The 18,460-nt window shown below is 63.6% G+C and carries 12 protein-coding genes; 8 read left to right on the top strand and 4 right to left on the bottom strand.

What is annotated here, in order from left to right; genetic code table 11:
- The first annotated feature begins 180 nt into the window (after positions 1 to 180).
- The 5 genes from rimP (at position 181) to truB (ending at position 6,628) form a co-directional block, all read left to right on the top strand.
- Entirely contained in the window at positions 181 to 639 is a 459-nt protein-coding gene (rimP, locus tag AWB78_RS15500) for a ribosome maturation factor RimP (protein ID WP_062605670.1), read from the top strand.
- Positions 636 to 2,111: a transcription termination factor NusA gene (gene nusA, locus AWB78_RS15495; protein ID WP_062605668.1), complete on the top strand. Its 1,476-nt coding sequence runs from the start codon at positions 636 to 638 to the stop codon at positions 2,109 to 2,111. The genes rimP and nusA overlap by 4 nt, the downstream gene beginning before the upstream one ends.
- 93 nt (positions 2,112 to 2,204) lie before the next feature.
- Positions 2,205 to 5,204, top strand: a complete 3,000-nt coding sequence (infB, locus tag AWB78_RS15490; protein ID WP_062605665.1) for a translation initiation factor IF-2 — start codon at positions 2,205 to 2,207, stop codon at positions 5,202 to 5,204.
- 95 nt (positions 5,205 to 5,299) lie between these two features.
- Positions 5,300 to 5,686: a 30S ribosome-binding factor RbfA gene (gene rbfA / locus AWB78_RS15485; protein WP_062605663.1), complete on the top strand. Its 387-nt coding sequence runs from the start codon at positions 5,300 to 5,302 to the stop codon at positions 5,684 to 5,686.
- A 3-nt stretch (positions 5,687 to 5,689) separates the two neighbouring features.
- On the top strand, positions 5,690 to 6,628 hold the full coding sequence (truB, locus tag AWB78_RS15480; RefSeq protein ID WP_062605661.1) for a tRNA pseudouridine(55) synthase TruB: 939 nt from the start codon (positions 5,690 to 5,692) through the stop codon (positions 6,626 to 6,628).
- Between the two features lie 54 nt (positions 6,629 to 6,682).
- On the opposite strand, the gene AWB78_RS15475 is transcribed toward truB, so the two are convergent.
- The 4 genes from AWB78_RS15475 to AWB78_RS15460 form a co-directional block, all read right to left on the bottom strand.
- Positions 6,683 to 8,242, bottom strand: coding sequence for a DHA2 family efflux MFS transporter permease subunit (locus AWB78_RS15475; RefSeq protein WP_062605659.1), 1,560 nt, complete (start codon positions 8,240 to 8,242; stop codon positions 6,683 to 6,685).
- A gap of 13 nt (positions 8,243 to 8,255) precedes the next feature.
- A complete protein-coding gene (locus tag AWB78_RS15470; protein ID WP_062605656.1) occupies positions 8,256 to 9,506 on the bottom strand; it encodes an HlyD family secretion protein in 1,251 nt (416 codons plus the stop codon).
- Between the two features lie 52 nt (positions 9,507 to 9,558).
- Positions 9,559 to 11,085, bottom strand: a complete 1,527-nt coding sequence (locus tag AWB78_RS15465) for an efflux transporter outer membrane subunit (RefSeq protein ID WP_062605654.1) — start codon at positions 11,083 to 11,085, stop codon at positions 9,559 to 9,561.
- An 85-nt stretch (positions 11,086 to 11,170) separates the two neighbouring features.
- Positions 11,171 to 11,677: a MarR family winged helix-turn-helix transcriptional regulator gene (locus AWB78_RS15460; protein WP_062605652.1), complete on the bottom strand. Its 507-nt coding sequence runs from the start codon at positions 11,675 to 11,677 to the stop codon at positions 11,171 to 11,173.
- Positions 11,678 to 11,998: 321 nt separating this feature from the next.
- Here AWB78_RS15460 and typA point away from each other — a divergent pair, with 321 nt between their 5' ends.
- From typA to odhB, 3 genes are all read left to right on the top strand, one after another.
- The gene (gene typA, locus AWB78_RS15455; protein WP_062605650.1) at positions 11,999 to 13,825 is read left to right on the top strand and encodes a translational GTPase TypA; all 1,827 of its coding nucleotides are present in this window, start codon (positions 11,999 to 12,001) and stop codon (positions 13,823 to 13,825) included.
- Positions 13,826 to 14,139: 314 nt separating this feature from the next.
- Positions 14,140 to 16,998: a 2-oxoglutarate dehydrogenase E1 component gene (locus AWB78_RS15450; RefSeq protein WP_062605648.1), complete on the top strand. Its 2,859-nt coding sequence runs from the start codon at positions 14,140 to 14,142 to the stop codon at positions 16,996 to 16,998.
- A gap of 86 nt (positions 16,999 to 17,084) precedes the next feature.
- Positions 17,085 to 18,380, top strand: a complete 1,296-nt coding sequence (gene odhB, locus AWB78_RS15445) for a 2-oxoglutarate dehydrogenase complex dihydrolipoyllysine-residue succinyltransferase (protein ID WP_062605646.1) — start codon at positions 17,085 to 17,087, stop codon at positions 18,378 to 18,380.
- Positions 18,381 to 18,460 lie beyond the last annotated feature (80 nt).

The raw sequence follows: 18,460 nt of genomic DNA, 5'->3' as shown, positions 1-18,460 counted from the left end.
CGCTGGGCACGTAGTTTTTCTTCGCTGCCCGGGTGCGACCTCGGTCGAAAAAGATGGGCGTTGCGCCCATTTTTTTTTGGCTTTTCGGTTCGGCATCTCGGGAGCAGGGGTGCGCGCCCGCATGAAGGCGCTCGCCCGCAGGTGTTTCGGCGTGGAGCGCGCGAACACCTTGGAGTTACTGTGCAACTGACGGAATTGATAGAAACCACGGTCTCGGGCCTAGGCTACGAGCTTGTCGATCTCGAGCGTTCGGGAGGCGGCATGCTGCGTGTATATATCGACCAGCCGGCCGGTATCGCCATCGAAGACTGCGAGAAGGTCACGCGCCAGCTCCAATACTTGCTCGAAGTCGAGAATATCGACTACGACCGGCTCGAAGTATCGTCGCCGGGGCTCGATCGCCCGCTCAAGAAGCTGGCCGATTTCGAGCGTTTCGCGGGAAGCGAAGCCGTCATCACATTGAAAAAGCCGTTGGACGGGCGCAAGTCGTTCCGTGGCATCGTGCACGCCCCCGAAGGCGAAAAGATCGGATTGGAATTTGAAGGGAAGGACGGCGCCGCAGTGCTGGATTTCACGCTCGCGGACCTCGACAAGGCGCGTCTCGTCCCCAAGGTTGACTTTAGGAGCCGTAAACAATGAGTCGCGAAGTATTGATGCTGGCGGATGCGCTGGCACGCGAAAAGAACGTCAACAAGGACGTCGTGTACGCAGCGCTGGAAGCTGCGCTTGCTTCCGCAACGAAGAAGCTCTTCGAGGAAGACGTGGATATCCGCGTCGCGATCGACCGTGAGAGCGGCGAGCATGAAACCTTCCGCCGCTGGCGCGTCGTGCCGGACGAGGCCGGCCTGCAAGAACCGGATCAGGAAATCCTGCTGTTCGAAGCGAAGGAGCAAAAGGCCGACGCACAGGTGGACGACTTCATCGAGGAGCCGATTCCGTCGATCGAATTCGGCCGCATCGGCGCGCAGGCCGCCAAGCAGGTCATTCTGCAGAAGGTGCGCGACGCCGAGCGCGAGCAGATCCTGAACGACTTCCTCGAGCGCGGCGAAAAGATCATGACCGGCTCGGTGAAGCGCCTGGACAAGGGCAACTTCATCGTCGAATCGGGTCGCGTCGAAGCGCTGCTGCGCCGCGACCAGCTCATTCCGAAGGAAAACCTGCGCGTGGGCGACCGCGTGCGCGCGTACATCGCGAAGGTCGACCGCACCGCGCGCGGCCCGCAAATCGAGCTTTCGCGCACCGCGCCCGAATTCCTGATGAAACTGTTCGAGCTCGAAGTGCCGGAAATCGAACAAGGCCTGCTGGAAATCAAGGCGGCCGCGCGCGATCCCGGCGTGCGTGCGAAAATCGGTGTGATCGCCTACGACAAGCGTATCGACCCGATCGGCACCTGCGTCGGCATCCGCGGCTCGCGCGTGCAGGCCGTGCGCAACGAGCTCGGTGGCGAGAACGTCGACATCGTGCTATGGTCGGAAGACCCCGCGCAGTTCGTGATCGGCGCCCTCGCGCCGGCAGCCGTGCAGTCGATCGTCGTCGATGAAGAAAAGCATTCGATGGACGTCGTCGTGGACGAAAACGAGCTCGCCGTCGCCATCGGCCGCGCCGGCCAGAACGTGAGGCTCGCGAGCGAGCTCACCGGCTGGCAGATCAATATCATGACGCCGGACGAGTCCGCGTTGAAGCAGAACGAAGAGCGTGGCAAGTTGCGCGACCTGTTCATGGCGCGTCTGGATGTGGACGAGGAAGTCGCCGACATCCTGATCGACGAAGGCTTCACGAGCCTCGAAGAAATCGCCTACGTGCCGCTCAACGAAATGCTCGAAATCGAAGCCTTCGACGAAGACACCGTGCACGAGCTGCGCAACCGCTCGCGCGACGCGTTGCTCACGATGGCGATCGCCAACGAAGAGAAAGTGGAAGGCGTCGCGCTCGATCTGAAGAGCCTCGACGGCATGGACAACGAGCTTCTGGCGAAGCTCGCGGAGCACCAGATTCAGACCCGCGACGACCTCGCGGAGCTGGCAGTCGATGAAGTGGTCGAAATGACCGGTATGGAAGAGGATGCCGCTAAGGCGTTGATCATGAAAGCACGTGAACACTGGTTCCAGTGAGAAATGACCATGGCGCACTGATATTTGGCGGCCTGTCTGGCCGCGTGACCCCGATCTAACCGCAAGGATTGATCCTTGCATCAAGAGGAATGAATGGCGAGTAACAACGTAGCCCAATTTGCCGCGGAACTCAAAATGCCTGCGGGCGTCCTGCTCGAGCAGTTGCAGGCGGCTGGCGTCCAGAAAGCGAGCGCGAACGACGACCTGTCCGAGACGGACAAGGCGCGTCTGCTCGATCATTTGCGCAAGTCGCACGGTTCCGCCGACGCCGACAAGCGCAAGATCACTTTGACCCGCCGGCATACGTCGGAAATCAAGCAATCCGACGCAACGGGTAAAGCTCGCACCATTCAGGTCGAGGTGCGCAAGAAGCGTGTTTTCGTGAAGCGCGATGAAACCGGCGCGGAGCAACCCGAGCCGGCGACGAATCATGTCGAAGAGCCGGAAGTCGACGAGGCCGAACTCCAGCGTCGCGAGGAAGAAGCGCGCCATGCCGCCGAGCAGCTCGAGCGCGAAGAGCGCGAGCTGAAGGAGCGCCAGGCGCAACTGGAGCGCGAAGAAGCCGAACGCCGCGCCCGCGAGGAAGCGGCGGAAGCCGAGCGCCGCAAGCAGGAAGAGGAAGCGGCGCGCCGCGCGGCGGCCGCGGCTCAGGCGGCGGAAATCTCGCGTGCGGCTCAGGCTGCGCGTCAGGAAGCGCGCGCCCAGCCGACGGCGGAAGCCAAGCAGGAAGCGAAGCAGAACGACGACGCGCAACGCGAAGCCGCCGCGAAGGCCGCCGAAAAGGCTGCTGAAGAGAAGGCCGCGAGCGAGCGTGCCGCGCAGCGTGAAGCCGCCAAGAAGGCGGAAGAAGAAGCGAAGGCAGCCGCCGAAAAGGCGCGTCTCGAACAGGAGGCCATCGCCAAGCGCCGTGCGGCGGCCGAAGCCGAAGCGCGCGCCATCCGCGAAATGATGAACACGCCGCGCAAGGCGCAGGTGAAGGCGCCGGAACCCGCGCCCGCACCGAAGCCGGCGGAAGCGGCGAAGGCCGCCGAAGCGAAGGGCACGCTGCACAAGCCCGCGAAGCCGGAAGGCGCGCAGGCGGCACGTCCCGCGGCGAAGAAGCCCGCTGCAGGCGGCGCTCCGGCGCCCGCATCGACGGCTCCGGCAGGCGCAGGCGACAAGAAGAAGGCCGGCGGCAAGGGCGGCTGGCAGCAGGACGACGCATCCAAGCGCCGCGGTATCAAGACGCGCGGCGATTCGAGCGGCGGCGTCGATCGCGGCTGGCGCGGCGGTCCGAAAGGACGCGGCAAGCATCAGGAGCAGGCGACGTCCTTCCAGGCGCCGACCGAGCCGATCATCCGTGAAGTGCACGTGCCGGAAACCATTTCGGTCGCGGACCTCGCGCACAAGATGTCGGTGAAGGCTTCGGAAGTCATCAAGGTGATGATGAAGCTCGGCCAGATGGTCACGATCAACCAGGTGCTGGACCAGGAAACCGCGATGATCGTCGTGGAGGAACTGGGCCATCGCGCGGTCGCGGCGAAGCTGGACGATCCGGAAGCGCTGCTCATCGAAGGCGAAGCCACCGAAGACACCGCAGAGAAGCTGCCGCGTCCGCCGGTCGTCACCGTGATGGGTCACGTCGACCACGGCAAGACCTCGTTGCTGGACTACATCCGTCGCGCGAAAGTGGCGGCGGGCGAAGCCGGCGGCATCACGCAGCATATCGGCGCATATCACGTCGATACGCCGCGTGGCGTCATCACCTTCCTCGACACGCCGGGTCACGAGGCCTTCACGGCCATGCGTGCGCGCGGCGCGAAGGCAACCGACATCGTCATTCTGGTCGTTGCGGCCGATGACGGCGTGATGCCGCAGACGAAGGAAGCGATTGCCCACGCGAAGGCGGGCGGCGTGCCGATCGTCGTGGCGATCAACAAGATCGACAAGCCGGAAGCGAACCCCGAGCGCGTGAAGCAGGAGCTCGTCGCGGAAGGCGTGGTGCCGGAAGAGTACGGCGGCGATTCGCCGTTCATCGAAGTGTCGGCGAAGACCGGCCGCGGCATCGACGATCTGCTGGAAAACGTGTCGCTGCAAGCCGAAGTGCTGGAGCTGACCGCGCCGGTGGAAGCCGCCGCGAAGGGCCTCGTGATCGAAGCCAAGCTGGACAAGGGCAAGGGCCCGGTTGCGACCATCCTCGTGCAGTCGGGCACGCTGAACCGCGGCGACGTGGTTCTCGCGGGCAGTGCCTACGGCCGCGTCCGAGCCATGCTCGACGAAACCGGCAAGCCGACCAAGGAAGCCGGCCCGTCGATCCCGGTGGAAATCCAGGGTCTGTCGGAAGTGCCGGCGGCGGGCGAGGAAGTCATCGTGCTGCCGGACGAGCGCAAGGCACGCGAAATCGCGCTGTTCCGTCAGGGCAAGTTCCGCGACGTCAAGCTGGCCAAGCAACAGGCCGCGAAGCTCGAGAACATGCTGGAGCAGATGGGCGAAGGCGAAGTGCAGAACCTGCCGCTCATCGTCAAGGCGGACGTGCAGGGCTCGCAGGAAGCGCTGGTGCAATCGCTGCAAAAGCTGTCGACCAGCGAAGTGCGCGTGCAGATCGTGCACAGCGCGGTCGGCGCGATCAGCGAATCGGACGTCAACCTGGCTACGGCTTCGAAGGCGGTCATCATCGGCTTCAACACGCGTGCGGATGCACAAGCGCGCAAGGTGGCCGAGGCGAACGGCATCGACATCCGTTACTACAACATCATCTACGACGCAGTGGATGAGGTGAAGGCGGCGATGTCCGGCATGCTCGCGCCGGAGAAGCGCGAGACGGTGACGGGCATGGTCGAGGTGCGTCAGGTCATCCGCGTGCCGAAGGTCGGTCTCATCGCGGGTTGTATGGTCACGGACGGTGTGGTCAAGCGTTCCTCGTCGGTGCGCGTGATTCGCAACAATGTCGTGATCCACACCGGCGAGCTCGATTCGCTCAAGCGCTTCAAGGACGACGTCAAGGAAGTGCGTCAGGGCTTCGAGTGCGGTATGTCGATCAAGAACTTCAGCGACATCGTCGAAGGCGACCAGTTCGAAGTCTTCGAAGTGACGGAAGTGGCTCGCACGCTGTAATGCGTTAGCCGCTGATAAAAGGGCGGGGTGGGCCTGGTGGCTCCCTCCGCCCTTTTTGCTTCAGGCGGTAAGAAAAGAAATACGGAAACGACATCATGGCTAAAAAACGGACATCCGCGAACCGCAACGTGCAGATTGCGGACCAGATCCAGCGCGATCTTTCGGAGCTGATGCGCGAGGTGAAAGACCCGCGCGTGGGGCTCGTGACGATCCAGAGCGTCGAGCTCACGCCCGACTACGCGCACGCGAAGGTCTACTTCACGACGCTCACGGGCGACCCCAAGCAGACCGAGCAGGGTCTGAATCACGCAGCGGGACATCTGCACAATATGCTCTTCAAGCGCCTGCACATCCACACGGTGCCGACGCTGCATTTCCACTATGACCAGACGATCGAGAAGGCCGTCGAGATGTCGCGTCTGATCGACGAAGCGAATGCGACGCGCGCGAAGGACGCCGACGACGATCAGGAAGGCGCGTAAGCGATGAGCGGTTCGGAGAAACAGGCGCGGCCGAAGATTCCGCGCCGCGCGCTCGACGGCGTGCTGCTGCTCGACAAGCCGCTCGGGCTGTCGAGCAACGATGCGCTCATCAAGGCGAAGCGGATTTATCTGGCGAAGAAGGCGGGCCACACGGGCACGCTCGATCCGCTCGCGACAGGCTTGCTGCCGCTGTGCTTCGGGGAGGCGACGAAGTTCTCGCAAGACCTGCTCGATGCTGACAAGACGTATGAAGCGACGATGCGCCTCGGCATTCGCACCACGACGGGCGATGCCGAAGGCGAAGCCATCGATACGCGTGAAGTCATGTGCGATGAAGCGGCGGTTGCCGAGGCGATGAAGCGATTCATCGGCGAGATCGTGCAAGTCCCGCCGATGTACTCGGCGCTCAAACGCGACGGCAAGCCGCTCTACGAGTACGCGCGCGCCGGACAGACGGTCGAGCGCGAAGGCCGCCGGGTGACGATTCACGCGCTGCAGTTGATCGCGTGCGCGCTGCCGCTCGTGACGTTTCGCGTGACGTGCAGCAAGGGCACGTATGTGCGCACGCTGGCGGAGGACATCGGCGAGACGCTCGGTTGCGGCGCGCATCTGACGGCGCTGCGGCGTACGGGCGTCGGCGCGCTGACGCTCGAACACGCGGTCACGCTGGATCAGCTCGCCAGCCTGAGCGAACCGGAGCGCGACGAACGGCTTCAGCCTGTCGATGCGCTCTTGTCCACGTTCCCCGCGGTTCAATTGAACGAGGAAGCGACCAAGCGCTTTCTGCATGGCCAGCGGCTGAAGCTCGCCGATGTCGTGAAAACGCGCCTCGAAGAAGGCCGCGTGCGCGTCTATGCGCAAGAAGGTGGTCGATTGCTCGGCGTAGCGCGCGCGGGAGAGGGTGTGCTTGCGCCTGAACGATTGATCGTCACGGCACAATGAAAAGAGCCCGGTCAAGTTTTGAACCGGGCTCTTTTTTTCAAGCGGGCAAGGCGATCAATGCGCCGCCGATGCCGCCGCCGCCGAATCCCCGCCGCCCGAACGCTCGGGCCGCGTGATCCAGATCAGCGCGATCAGCGCGACGAAAATCCCCGCCGAGATATAGAACATGTCGTTCACGCCGAGCTGCGCAGCCTGCTGCGTGGCCATGCTGTTGAACAGGCCTCGCGCCTGCTCTTGCGAGAAGCCGAGCGCGTTCATTTGCTGCATCGAGTTCGCGAACACCGGGTTATACGCGTTCGCGCCTTCGACGAGCTGCGCGTGATGCACGATCGAGCGATGCTCCCACGCCGTCGAGAAAATCGACGTGCCGATGCCGCCGCACATGATCCGCACGAAGTTCGACAAGCCGGATGCCGCCGGAATCCGATGCCCCGGCAAGCCTGACAGCGTGATCGACACGAGCGGAATGAAGAAGCCCGCCATGCCGATGCCCTGAATCAACGTCGGCACCGTGAGCGCCCACGTATCGACGCCGGTCGTGTAGCGCGAGCGCATCCAGAAACATAGCGCGAACACGAGGAACGCGGCCGTCGCGATGTAGCGCGGATCGGTGCGTGGCAGGAACTTGCCGGTGAGCGGCGAGAGCAGGATCGCGAAGAGGCCGACGGGCGCCATCACGAGACCGGCGTTCGTCGCGGTATAGCCGATATCGGTCTGCAGCCACAGCGGCAGCAGCACGAGATTGCCGAAGTAGAGCCCATAGCCGATCGACAGCGCGATCGTCCCGCCCGTGAAATTGCGCAGCTCGAACAGCGAAAGATCCACGACCGGATGCTCCGCCGTCAGCTCCCACACGATGAAGAACGCGAACGAGATCACCGCGATCAGCGCGAGCACGACGATCGTCGTGGAGTTGAACCAGTCGAGATCCTTGCCCTTGTCGAGCATGATCTGCAGCGAGCCGACCCAGACGACGAGCAGCGTAAGCCCGACCGTATCGATCGGCGCCTTGCGGATGGCGGAATCGCGGTCGCGGAAGATCGCGAACGTGGCGATCGCCGCCGCGATGCCCACCGGGATGTTCACGTAGAAGATCCACGGCCACGAGATGTTGTCGGAAATCCAGCCGCCGAGCACGGGGCCCGCGACCGGCGCGATGAGCGTGGTCATCGACCACATCGAGAGCGCCATCGGCGCCTTTTCGCGCGGATAGCTCGCGAGCAGGAGCGTTTGCGAGAGCGGGATCATCGGGCCGGCGACCGCGCCCTGAAACACGCGCGCGGCGAGCAGGAAGGGCAGCGTCGGCGCGAGGCCGCACAGCCACGACGCGATCACGAACAGGATGATCGAGCCGAGGAAGAGCCGCACCTGGCCGACTCGCTGCGTGAGCCAGCCGGTGAGCGGCACCGAGATCGCGTTGGCGACCGCGAACGACGTGATGACCCACGTGCCCTGATCCGACGACACGCCGAGATCGCCGGAGATCGACGGAATCGAGACGTTCGCGATCGACGTGTCGAGCACGTTCATGAACACCGCGAGCGACACGGCGATCGTCCCGATGACGAGTTTTCCGCCCGACAGCGGCGGATGAACGACGTTTTGCGAAGACATGAGCCGAATCCGCTTACATCAGCTTCGCAGCCGATGCCGACTTCGTCGCCTTGCCGCGCGGGGCCGACGACGAGCTCTGCGCGGGCGCTCCGGCGCCCGTGCCCGCGTTCTGCTGGATGATGCGCGCGATTTCCTGATCGGCCTGCGCGCCGTAGTTGTCGAACACGTTGGTCTGATACACCGTGTTCTGAGCGTTGCCGAGCTGGCCGCCTTCCTCGTTCTTGATCGTCACGTCGACGTTCATCGACAGACCGATGCGCAGCGGATGATCCTGCAATTCTTTCGGATCGAGCTCGATACGCACCGGCAGGCGCTGCACGACCTTGATCCAGTTGCCCGTCGCGTTCTGCGCGGGCAGGAGGGAGAACGCCGAGCCCGTGCCCGCCGAGAAGCCGATCACCTTGCCGTGATACACCACGCTCGAACCGTAGAGATCGGCCGTCAGTTCGACCGGCTGACCGATGCGCATGTGCTTCAACTGCACTTCCTTGAAGTTCGCGTCGACCCACACGGCGTTCAGCGGCACGATCGCCATCAGCGGATTGCCCGGCGACACGCGCTGGCCGACCTGCACCGAGCGCTTCGCGACATAGCCCGTCACCGGCGCCGGCAGCGTGTTGCGCGCGTAGTTGATGTACGAGTCGCGCACTTTCGCGGCGGCGGCGAGCACGTTCGGGTGATCGGCGATCGTCGTGTTGGCCGTGAGCGAGCGGTTCGACGCGAGTTCCTGCTCGGCGGCGTCGAGCGCGGCCTGCGCGCCGCGCACCGCGTCGCGGGCGTGCGAGATTTCTTCCTGCGACACCGCGCCCGTCTGCGCGACCTGCATGCGGCGCTTCAGATCGTCCTGCGCGCGCGAAAGGTCCGAGCGGCGCAATGCGATCTGCGCTTCGTACTGGTTGTTGTTCACGAAGAACGTGCGCACTTGGCGCACGGTCTGCGCGAGATTCGCCTCGGCCTGATCCAGCGCGATTTTCGAGTCGGCGGGATCGAGGGTGACGAGCGGATCGCCGACCTTCACGGTCTGCGTATCGTCCGCGTTCACCGAGATCACCGTGCCGACGACCTGCGGCGTGATCTGCACGACGTTGCCGTTCACATAGGCGTCGTCGGTGCTTTCGTGAAAGCGCGCGATGAGGAAGTAGTACAGCCCGTACGCGACGGCGGCGATGATGATGACGAGCACGATCAGCGTCATCAGCCGGCGGCGCTTGCCGTTGCTCTGTTTCGGCGCGGGCGCGGCGGCGGTTTGTTGAGGGTCGCTCATGAAAGACTCCGAATATTTCGTATTTGGTCTGATGCGTGTTCTTGCGCGCGGCTTATTTCGACGGCGCGGCCTGATCCGCCGCTTGCGCGCTCGCCTGTTGCTGCCCGCTGCCGTCGATCGCCAGATTGGTGCTCGTCGCGTCGAAGCCGCCGCCGAGCGATTTGATCAGCGCGATCTGCAGATCGGTGCGCTTCAGGCGCAGATTCGTCACGGTCTGCTCGTTGGCGAGACGGTTCTCGTCGGCGTTGAGCACCTGCAGTTGCGGCGAGAGGCCCGCCTTGTAGCGGATCACCGCGAGCTGGTAGGCGCTCGACGCCGCCGTGAGCGCGCGGTTCGCGTCGGCCATCTGTTTGTCGAGCGAGCGGATCGCCGAGATATTCGTCGCAACGTCGTTCATCGCGTTGATGAGCGTCTGATTGTAGTTCGCGACATCGCCTTCGAAATCGGCATAGCGGCCTTTCAGCTGGGCACGCAGGGCGCCTGCATCGAAGATCGGCAGATGCACCGCCGGCCCGATCTGGATCTGGCGGCTGCTCGCCTGCAGGAAGCGGCTCCAGCCGAACGCGTCGAAACCGAACGCCGCCGCGAGATTGATGTCCGGGAAGAACTCGGCCTTCGCTTCCTTGATGTTGTGCGTCGCGGCTTCGACCTGCCAGCGCGCGGCGACGATATCCGGGCGGCGCGCGACGAGATCGGCGGGCACGTTGTCGGGCAGCGTCACGTTGACGTTCGGATCGATCACGGGCTTGGTGATCTTGAGACCGCGGTCCGGGCCCTTGCCGAGCAGCGCCGCGAGCTGATAGCGCACGGTTTCGATCTGGCCGTCGAGCTCGGTCGAGTTCGTCTGGCTCGTCGCGACATTGCCTTCCGCGGTGCGGCGCTCGACGTTGGTGTCGAGCCCGGCCGCGACGCGCCCGTTCGTGATGCGGCCGACGTCCTGCCGGTTCGCGATTTCGCGCTGGGCGACATCACGCAGCGCGTAGAGCAGCGCGAACTGGTTGTAGGTGCGCGCAACCGACGCCGCGAGCGTCACGCGCGCCTGCTGCATGTCCGCCTCGGCGGCCTTCTGCTGCGACACCGCCATGTTCAGCCGCGAACGGTTCTTGCCCCACAGATCCAGTTCCCACGATGCGCTCGCGAGCACGTTGTTCTCGCTGTACCAGGTGCCGCCATAGGGCGGCGGGAAGAGGGCGTTGGCCGAATACAGTTCGCGGGTCCACGAATACGAGCCGTTGACCTTCGGATAGAGCGCCGAGCGCGATGTCTCGGTATACGACGACGCCTTCGCGATGCGCGCCTGCGCCTGCGCGATGCTCGGGTTGTCGGCGAGCGCCTCGTCGATCAACTGCGGCAGTTGCGGATCGCCGAACTGCTTCGCCCAGTCGAGCGTCGGCCATTGGCCGCCTTGCCCGGGCACGCTTTGCGTCGCCTCGAAATTGTCCGGCGACGCAATCTGCTTGTCGCTCGAAATGCCCGAGTAGTTCGCGCAGCCCGCGAACGCCAACGCGGCGACGACCGAGGCCGCGGCGCCTTTGACACGGCTCGGGAAGGGCTGCGCGGACAGGGAAAGGTGTTTCATATCTCGTCTCTTGAGATGAGAATTAAAGATGGACATTGCAATGATCTTGTAAGGCGATGCGGCGCCGATTTGCTTGACGCTGCAATCACGTACCAGGCTTATCATTGCAGTTGAGCAGCGATGCCACGGAGGGGTCGCACGAATTCGCGAGAATTCGTCTTAGCATGCTCTTCAGGAAGCCCACTTCCTCCGGCGTGAAGCCCGTCAACAGATGATCGAGCACGCGCGCGAAGATGGCGGGAATCTTCTCGGCGGTTGCCTGACCTTCGTCGGTGAGCGCGAGGCGCACGACGCGCCGGTCTTCCTCGCTGCGCACGCGCGAGAGCAGGCTGCGCTTTTCCAGACGGTCGATGAGACGCGTGACCGCGCTCGCGTCGATGCCGTATTCGCGGGCGATGTCGGCCGCCGTCGCGCACTTGCCGACGGCCAGCATGAAGACGATGCTCGCCTGCGTCCCCGTGATGTTCAGCTCGGAGCTCGTATGCTGCGTGACCATGTTCCACATGGTCGAGCGCACTCGGCCGATCAGGTAGCCGACGCTCTCGGCCAGCACGTAATCGCCGATCGCCGTGGATTTCGGGGCGTCGCTCATTTGTAAATAACGGTGCGAATGCAATAGTTGACTAGGCAGCATTATAGGCGTGCGTTTCAGGCGCTGCAAGAATCTTTTCTGGAAATGCTTAACAATCGGCGGCTTCGTTGCGGTGGCGGATTCCGGGCGGGCGCTTGCGCCGACAGTTACGGGTTGAGTCCTATTGCCGGATAAGGTCATTCGTGCGTGCTATAATTTTCGGTTCTCACCGCGCCGGGCCCGCGTACTCATGCTTCGCATGATGGTTCAAGAGGGGCTGACGAGCCATGGAGTCTCGTAGTTGAGGCTTCCTCCGACGGCGCACAACCAAGACATCTCTATATGACTCGCGCCCTCCGCAATATCGCCATCATTGCCCACGTCGACCACGGCAAGACCACGCTCGTCGACCAGTTGCTCCGTCAGTCGGGCACGTTCCGGGAAAACCAGCAGGTCGCCGAACGGGTCATGGACTCGAACGACATCGAAAAGGAACGTGGCATCACGATCCTGGCCAAGAACTGCGCCGTCGAATACGAAGGCACGCACATCAATATCGTCGATACGCCGGGACACGCGGACTTCGGCGGTGAAGTCGAGCGCGTGCTCTCGATGGTCGATTCCGTGCTGCTGCTCGTCGACGCCGTCGAAGGCCCGATGCCGCAAACGCGCTTCGTCACGAAGAAGGCGCTCGCGCTCGGCCTCAAGCCAATCGTCGTGATCAACAAGGTGGACCGTCCGGGCGCGCGCATCGACTGGGTGATCAACCAGACCTTCGATCTCTTCGACAAGCTCGGCGCGACCGAAGAGCAGCTCGATTTCCCGGTGGTGTACGCGTCGGGCCTGAACGGCTACGCGAGCCTCGAGCCGGAAACGCGCGAAGGCACGATGCGCCCGCTGTTCGAAGCGATCCTTCAGCACGTTCCCGTGCGCCCCGCCGATCCGGACGCTCCGCTGCAACTGCAGATCACGTCGCTCGACTACAACTCGTATGTCGGCCGTATCGGTGTGGGCCGTGTCGCGCGCGGCCGTATCCGCCCGGGCATGCAAGTGGCCGTGCGTTCGGGCCCGGACGGCGCCATTCTGAATCGCAAGATCAATCAGGTGCTGTCGTTCCACGGCCTCGAGCGCGTGCAGGTCGAAGAAGCGCAAGCAGGCGATATCGTGCTGATCAACGGCATCGAGGAAATCGGCATCGGCGTGACGATCTGCTCGCCGGAACAGCCCGAAGCGCTGCCGATGATCACCGTCGACGAACCGACGCTCACGATGAACTTCCTCGTGAACTCGTCGCCGCTCGCGGGCAAGGAAGGCAAGTTCGTCACGAGCCGCCAGATTCGCGATCGTCTGACGAAGGAACTGAATCACAACGTCGCGCTGCGCGTGAAAGACACGGGCGACGAAACCACGTTCGAAGTGTCGGGACGTGGCGAGCTGCACCTCACGATTCTGGTCGAGAACATGCGCCGTGAAGGCTACGAGCTGGCCGTGTCGCGTCCGCGCGTGGTGCTCCAGGAAATCGACGGCGTGAAGTGCGAGCCGTACGAAAACCTGACCGTCGATATCGAAGATGGCCATCAGGGCGGCGTGATGGAAGAGCTCGGCCGTCGCAAGGGCGAAATGCTCGACATGACGTCCGACGGCCGTGGCCGCACGCGTCTCGAGTACAAGATTTCGGCGCGCGGTCTGATCGGCTTCCAGAGCGAGTTCCTCACGCTCACGCGCGGCACGGGCCTGATGAGCCACACGTTCGATTCGTACGCGCCGGTGAAGGAAGGCTCGGTCGGCGAGCGTCGCAATGGCGTGCTGATTTCGCAGGATGATGGCGCCGCCGTCGCGTACGCGCTGTGGAAGCTGCAGGATCGCGGCCGCATGTTCGTGTCGCCGGGCGATGCGCTGTACGAAGGCATGATCATCGGCATTCACAGCCGCGACAACGACCTCGTCGTGAACCCGATCAAGGGCAAGCAGCTCACCAACGTGCGCGCGTCGGGCACCGACGAAGCCGTGCGTCTCGTTCCGCCGATCTCGCTGTCGCTGGAATATGCGGTCGAATTCATCGACGACGACGAGCTCGTCGAAGTGACGCCGCAGTCCATTCGCCTGCGCAAGCGTCACCTGAAGGAGCACGAGCGTCGCCGCGCGAGCCGCGAGGCATCGGCCGACTAAGCATCGGTTCGCTTCGTGCAAAAAAAAAGCCGCCTTCGGGCGGCTTTTTCGTTTTCCGATGCCGTGCAAGAGACCCTTGCGTATCTCACAAAAGCCCGCACATCCTTGTTGCATAAAGGATGACGAAGCTGGCGCACATGCGGCGATCGGTCATATGACGATTGGTTCTGTGCTATGCTTCTCGGATTAGCTGTCGCTTTTTAGGTCCTTCCAAGCAGACTTGATTCGCGCAATCCGCTAAACGGTCAGGCCGTGGCGCGGAAGGTTTCGTAACCCGCACTTCCTCGAGAAACTCGAAGAAAGGTGAGCGTAAAATGATGAAGCAATTCCAGTCGAACTCTTATCTGTTCGGCGGTAATGCTCCGTACGTCGAAGAGTTGTACGAGCAATATCTCGATAATCCCGCGTCAGTGCCCGAGACCTGGCGAGCTTACTTCGACGCGTTGCAGAACGTGCCCGCATCCGACGGCACGGCTCACAACGACGTGGCCCACGGCCCCATCGTCGAATCCTTCGCCCAGCGCGCGAAGGCGAACGCCTTCCTGCCGCGTGAAAGCACCGGTGATCTGACCACCGCGCGAAAGCAAGTCTTCGTTCAATCCCTCATCGGCGCGTATCGCTTCCTCGGCACGCAATGGGCGAATCTCGATCCGCTCAAGCGCCGCGAGCGTCCTCCCATTCCCGAACTCGAACCCGGCTTCTACGACTTCACCGAAGCCGACATGGACCAGGTGTTCAACGCGAACAACCTGTACTTCGGTTTCGAGCAGGCATCGCTGCGCGACATCGTCAAGGCGCTGCGCGATACGTACTGCGGCACGATCGGCGCCGAGTTCATGTACATCAGCGATCCCGAGCAGAAGCGCTGGTGGAAGGAGAAGCTCGAGTCGATCCGCTCGACGCCGAACTTCTCGAACGACAAGAAGAAGCACATCCTGAACCGCCTGACGGCCGCCGAAGGCCTCGAGCGTTTCCTGCACACCAAATACGTTGGCCAGAAGCGCTTCTCGCTGGAAGGAGGCGAGAGCTTCATCGCGTCGATGGACGAAGTCGTGCGTCACGCGGGCAAGAGCGGCGTGCAGGAAATCGTCATCGGCATGGCGCACCGCGGCCGTCTGAACGTGCTGGTCAATACGCTCGGCAAGATGCCGGCGGACCTCTTCGCCGAATTCGAAGGCAAGCACGTCGATGACCTGCCGGCCGGCGACGTGAAGTACCACAAGGGCTTCTCGTCGGATGTCGCGACGGAAGGCGGCCCGGTGCACCTGTCGCTCGCGTTCAACCCGTCGCACCTGGAAATCGTGAATCCGGTGGTCGAAGGCTCGGCCAAGGCGCGTATGGATCGCCGCGGCGACGAAGAAGGCCTGCAAGTGCTGCCGGTTCAGGTTCACGGCGACGCGGCCTTCGCGGGCCAGGGCGTCGTGATGGAAACGCTGAACCTCGCGCAGACGCGCGGTTACGGCACGTACGGCACGCTGCATATCGTCATCAACAACCAGATCGGCTTCACGACGTCGGACCCGCGCGATGCGCGCTCGACGCTGTACTGCTCGGACGTCGTCAAGATGATCGAGGCGCCGGTGCTGCACGTGAACGGCGACGATCCCGAAGCCGTGGTGCTCGCGACGCAGCTCGCGATCGACTTCCGCATGAAGTTCCACAAGGACGTGGTCGTCGACATCATCTGCTTCCGCAAGCTCGGCCACAACGAGCAGGACACGCCGGCGGTCACGCAGCCGCTGATGTACAAGACCATCGCGAAGCATCCGGGCACGCGCGCCGTCTACGCGGAAAGGCTCGTGCAGCAGGGCGTGATCACGGCCGAAGACGCGGACAACTTCGTCAAGGAATACCGTCAGGCGATGGACGAAGGCCATCACACCGTCGATCCGGTGCTCTCGAACTACAAGAGCAAGTACGCGGTGGACTGGGTTCCGTTCCTGAACCGCAAGTGGACCGACGCGGCCGACACCGCCGTGCCGCTTGCCGAACTGAAGCGTCTGGCCGAGCGCATCACGACGATCCCGGAAAACTTCAAGGTTCACCCGCTCGTCGAGCGCGTCATCAATGACCGCCGTGCGATGGGCCTGGGCGAATCCAAGCTCGACTGGGGCATGGGCGAGCATCTCGCGTTCGCATCGCTGGTCGCATCGGGCTACGCCGTGCGTCTGACGGGCCAGGACTCGGGCCGCGGCACGTTCACGCACCGTCACGCGGTGCTGCACGATCAGAACCGCGAGCGCTGGAACGACGGCACCTACATTCCGCTGCAGAACATCGCGGAAGGCCAGGCGAAGTTCACGGTGATCGACTCCGTGCTGTCCGAAGAAGCGGTGCTCGGCTTCGAGTACGGCTATTCGACGGCTGAGCCGAACACGTTCGTCGCGTGGGAAGCGCAGTTCGGCGACTTCGTGAACGGCGCGCAGGTCGTGATCGACCAGTTCATCTCGTCGGGCGAAGTGAAGTGGGGCCGCGTCTCCGGTCTCACGATGATGCTGCCGCACGGCTACGAAGGCCAGGGTCCGGAGCACTCGTCGGCGCGTATCGAGCGCTTCCTGCAACTGTGCGCGGATCACAACATGCAAGTGGTCCAGCCGACGACGCCGGCGCAGATCTTCCACCTGCTGCGCCGTCAGATGATCCGACTGTTCCGCAAGCCGCTGATCATCGCGACGCCGAAGTCGCTGCTGCGTCACAAGGAAGCCGTGTCGGATCTGTCGGAACTGTCGAAGGGCTCGTTCCAGCCGGTCATCGGTGAAGTCGACGAAGCGATCGAGGCGAAGAAGGTCAAGCGCGTGGTCGTGTGCTCGGGCCGCGTGTATTACGACCTCGTCGCGCATCGCCGCGAAGCGAAGAGCAACGATGTCGCCATCGTGCGTATCGAGCAGCTGTATCCGTTTGCGCACAAGCAGTTCGACGCGGAACTCAAGAAGTACGAAAACGCGACCGAAGTGGTCTGGGTGCAGGACGAGCCGCAGAACCAGGGCGCCTGGTTCTATATCGAGCACCATCTGCGCGAAGGCATGCGCGAAGGCATGAAGCTGGCCTACAGCGGCCGTCCGGCTTCGGCGTCGCCGGCGGTCGGCTACTACGCGAAGCACTACGAGCAGCAGAAGGCGCTCGTGGAAGGCGCGTTCGGCCGCCTGAAGGGCGCGCAGACCATCGCGAAGTAAGCATTGCTTGATCGAGGCCGGGCGAACGGATGTTCCCCGGTCTCGCTGCTCGTACACACACAGACACGCATCAGGAAGATACAGAAATGGCTATCGTAGAAGTCAAGGTTCCCCAGCTTTCCGAGTCGGTCTCGGAAGCGACCATGTTGCAATGGAAGAAGAAGCCGGGTGAGGCTGTCGCGCAGGACGAAATCCTCATCGAGATCGAGACCGACAAGGTCGTGCTCGAAGTGCCCGCGCCGTCCGCCGGCGTGCTGGCGCAAGTGATCAAGCACGACGGCGATATCGTCACCGCCGACGAACTCATCGCGAAGATCGACACCGAAGCGAAAGCGGGCGAAGCGCCTGCCGCCGTCGCCGCTGCGGGCGACGCCGAAGTGAAGCCCGCGCCGGTCGCGGAAACGGCTGCTGCCGCTCCGGCTGCCGCACAGGCATCGACGGGCGGTGCTGCATCGCCGGCCGCGACGAAGATCCTCGCCGAGAAGGGCGTGTCGGCAGATCAGGTGTCGGGTTCGGGCCGCGACGGCCGCATCACGAAGGGCGACGCGCTCGCCGCTCAGGCTGGCGCACCCGCCGCCGCCAAGGCTGCCGCGCCGGCTCCGGCCGCAGCGCCCGCGCGTGCCGCGAAGCCGTCGCTGCCGCAGGTTTCGGCTCCCGCATCGGCCGATCAGTGGCTCAAGGACCGCCCGGAACAGCGCGTGCCGATGTCGCGTCTGCGTGCGCGTATCGCCGAGCGTCTGCTCGAGTCGCAGCAGACCAACGCCATCCTGACGACGTTCAACGAAGTCAACATGGCGCCGGTCATGGATCTGCGCAACAAGTACAAGGATCGCTTCGAGAAGGAACATGGCGTGAAGCTCGGCTTCATGTCGTTCTTCGTGAAGGCCGCCGTGCACGCGCTGAAGAAGTTCCCGCTCGTGAACGCATCGATCGACGGTAACGACATCGTCTATCACGGCTACTTCGACATCGGTATCGCGGTCGGTTCGCCGCGCGGCCTGGTCGTGCCGATCCTGCGTAATGCAGATCAAATGAGCCTCGCCGACATCGAGAAGAAGATCGCCGAATTCGGCCAGAAGGCGAAGGACGGCAAGCTGTCGATCGAGGAAATGACCGGCGGCACGTTCTCCATCTCGAACGGTGGCGTGTTCGGCTCCATGTTGTCGACGCCGATCATCAACCCGCCGCAGTCCGCGATCCTCGGCGTGCACGCGACGAAGGAACGTCCGGTCGTCGAGAACGGCCAGATCGTGATCCGTCCGATGAACTACCTCGCGCTGTCCTACGACCACCGCATCATCGACGGCCGCGAAGCCGTGCTGTCGCTGGTCGCGATGAAGGACGCGCTGGAAGATCCGGCCCGTCTGCTGCTGGACCTGTAAAAAGCATCGTGCCTCGGCGCGCGCGATAGGCTCGCGCGCGCTGTTCGAGGCGTCTCCGCAGGAGCGGAGTTCAAAAAAGG

It is taken from the genome of Caballeronia calidae (genome assembly GCF_900044055.2).
In the GTDB taxonomy this organism is placed as follows: Bacteria; Pseudomonadota; Gammaproteobacteria; order Burkholderiales; family Burkholderiaceae; genus Caballeronia; species Caballeronia calidae.
Note: the sequence above shows the minus strand (reverse complement) of the source record. Positions and strands in the feature narration are given on the sequence as shown.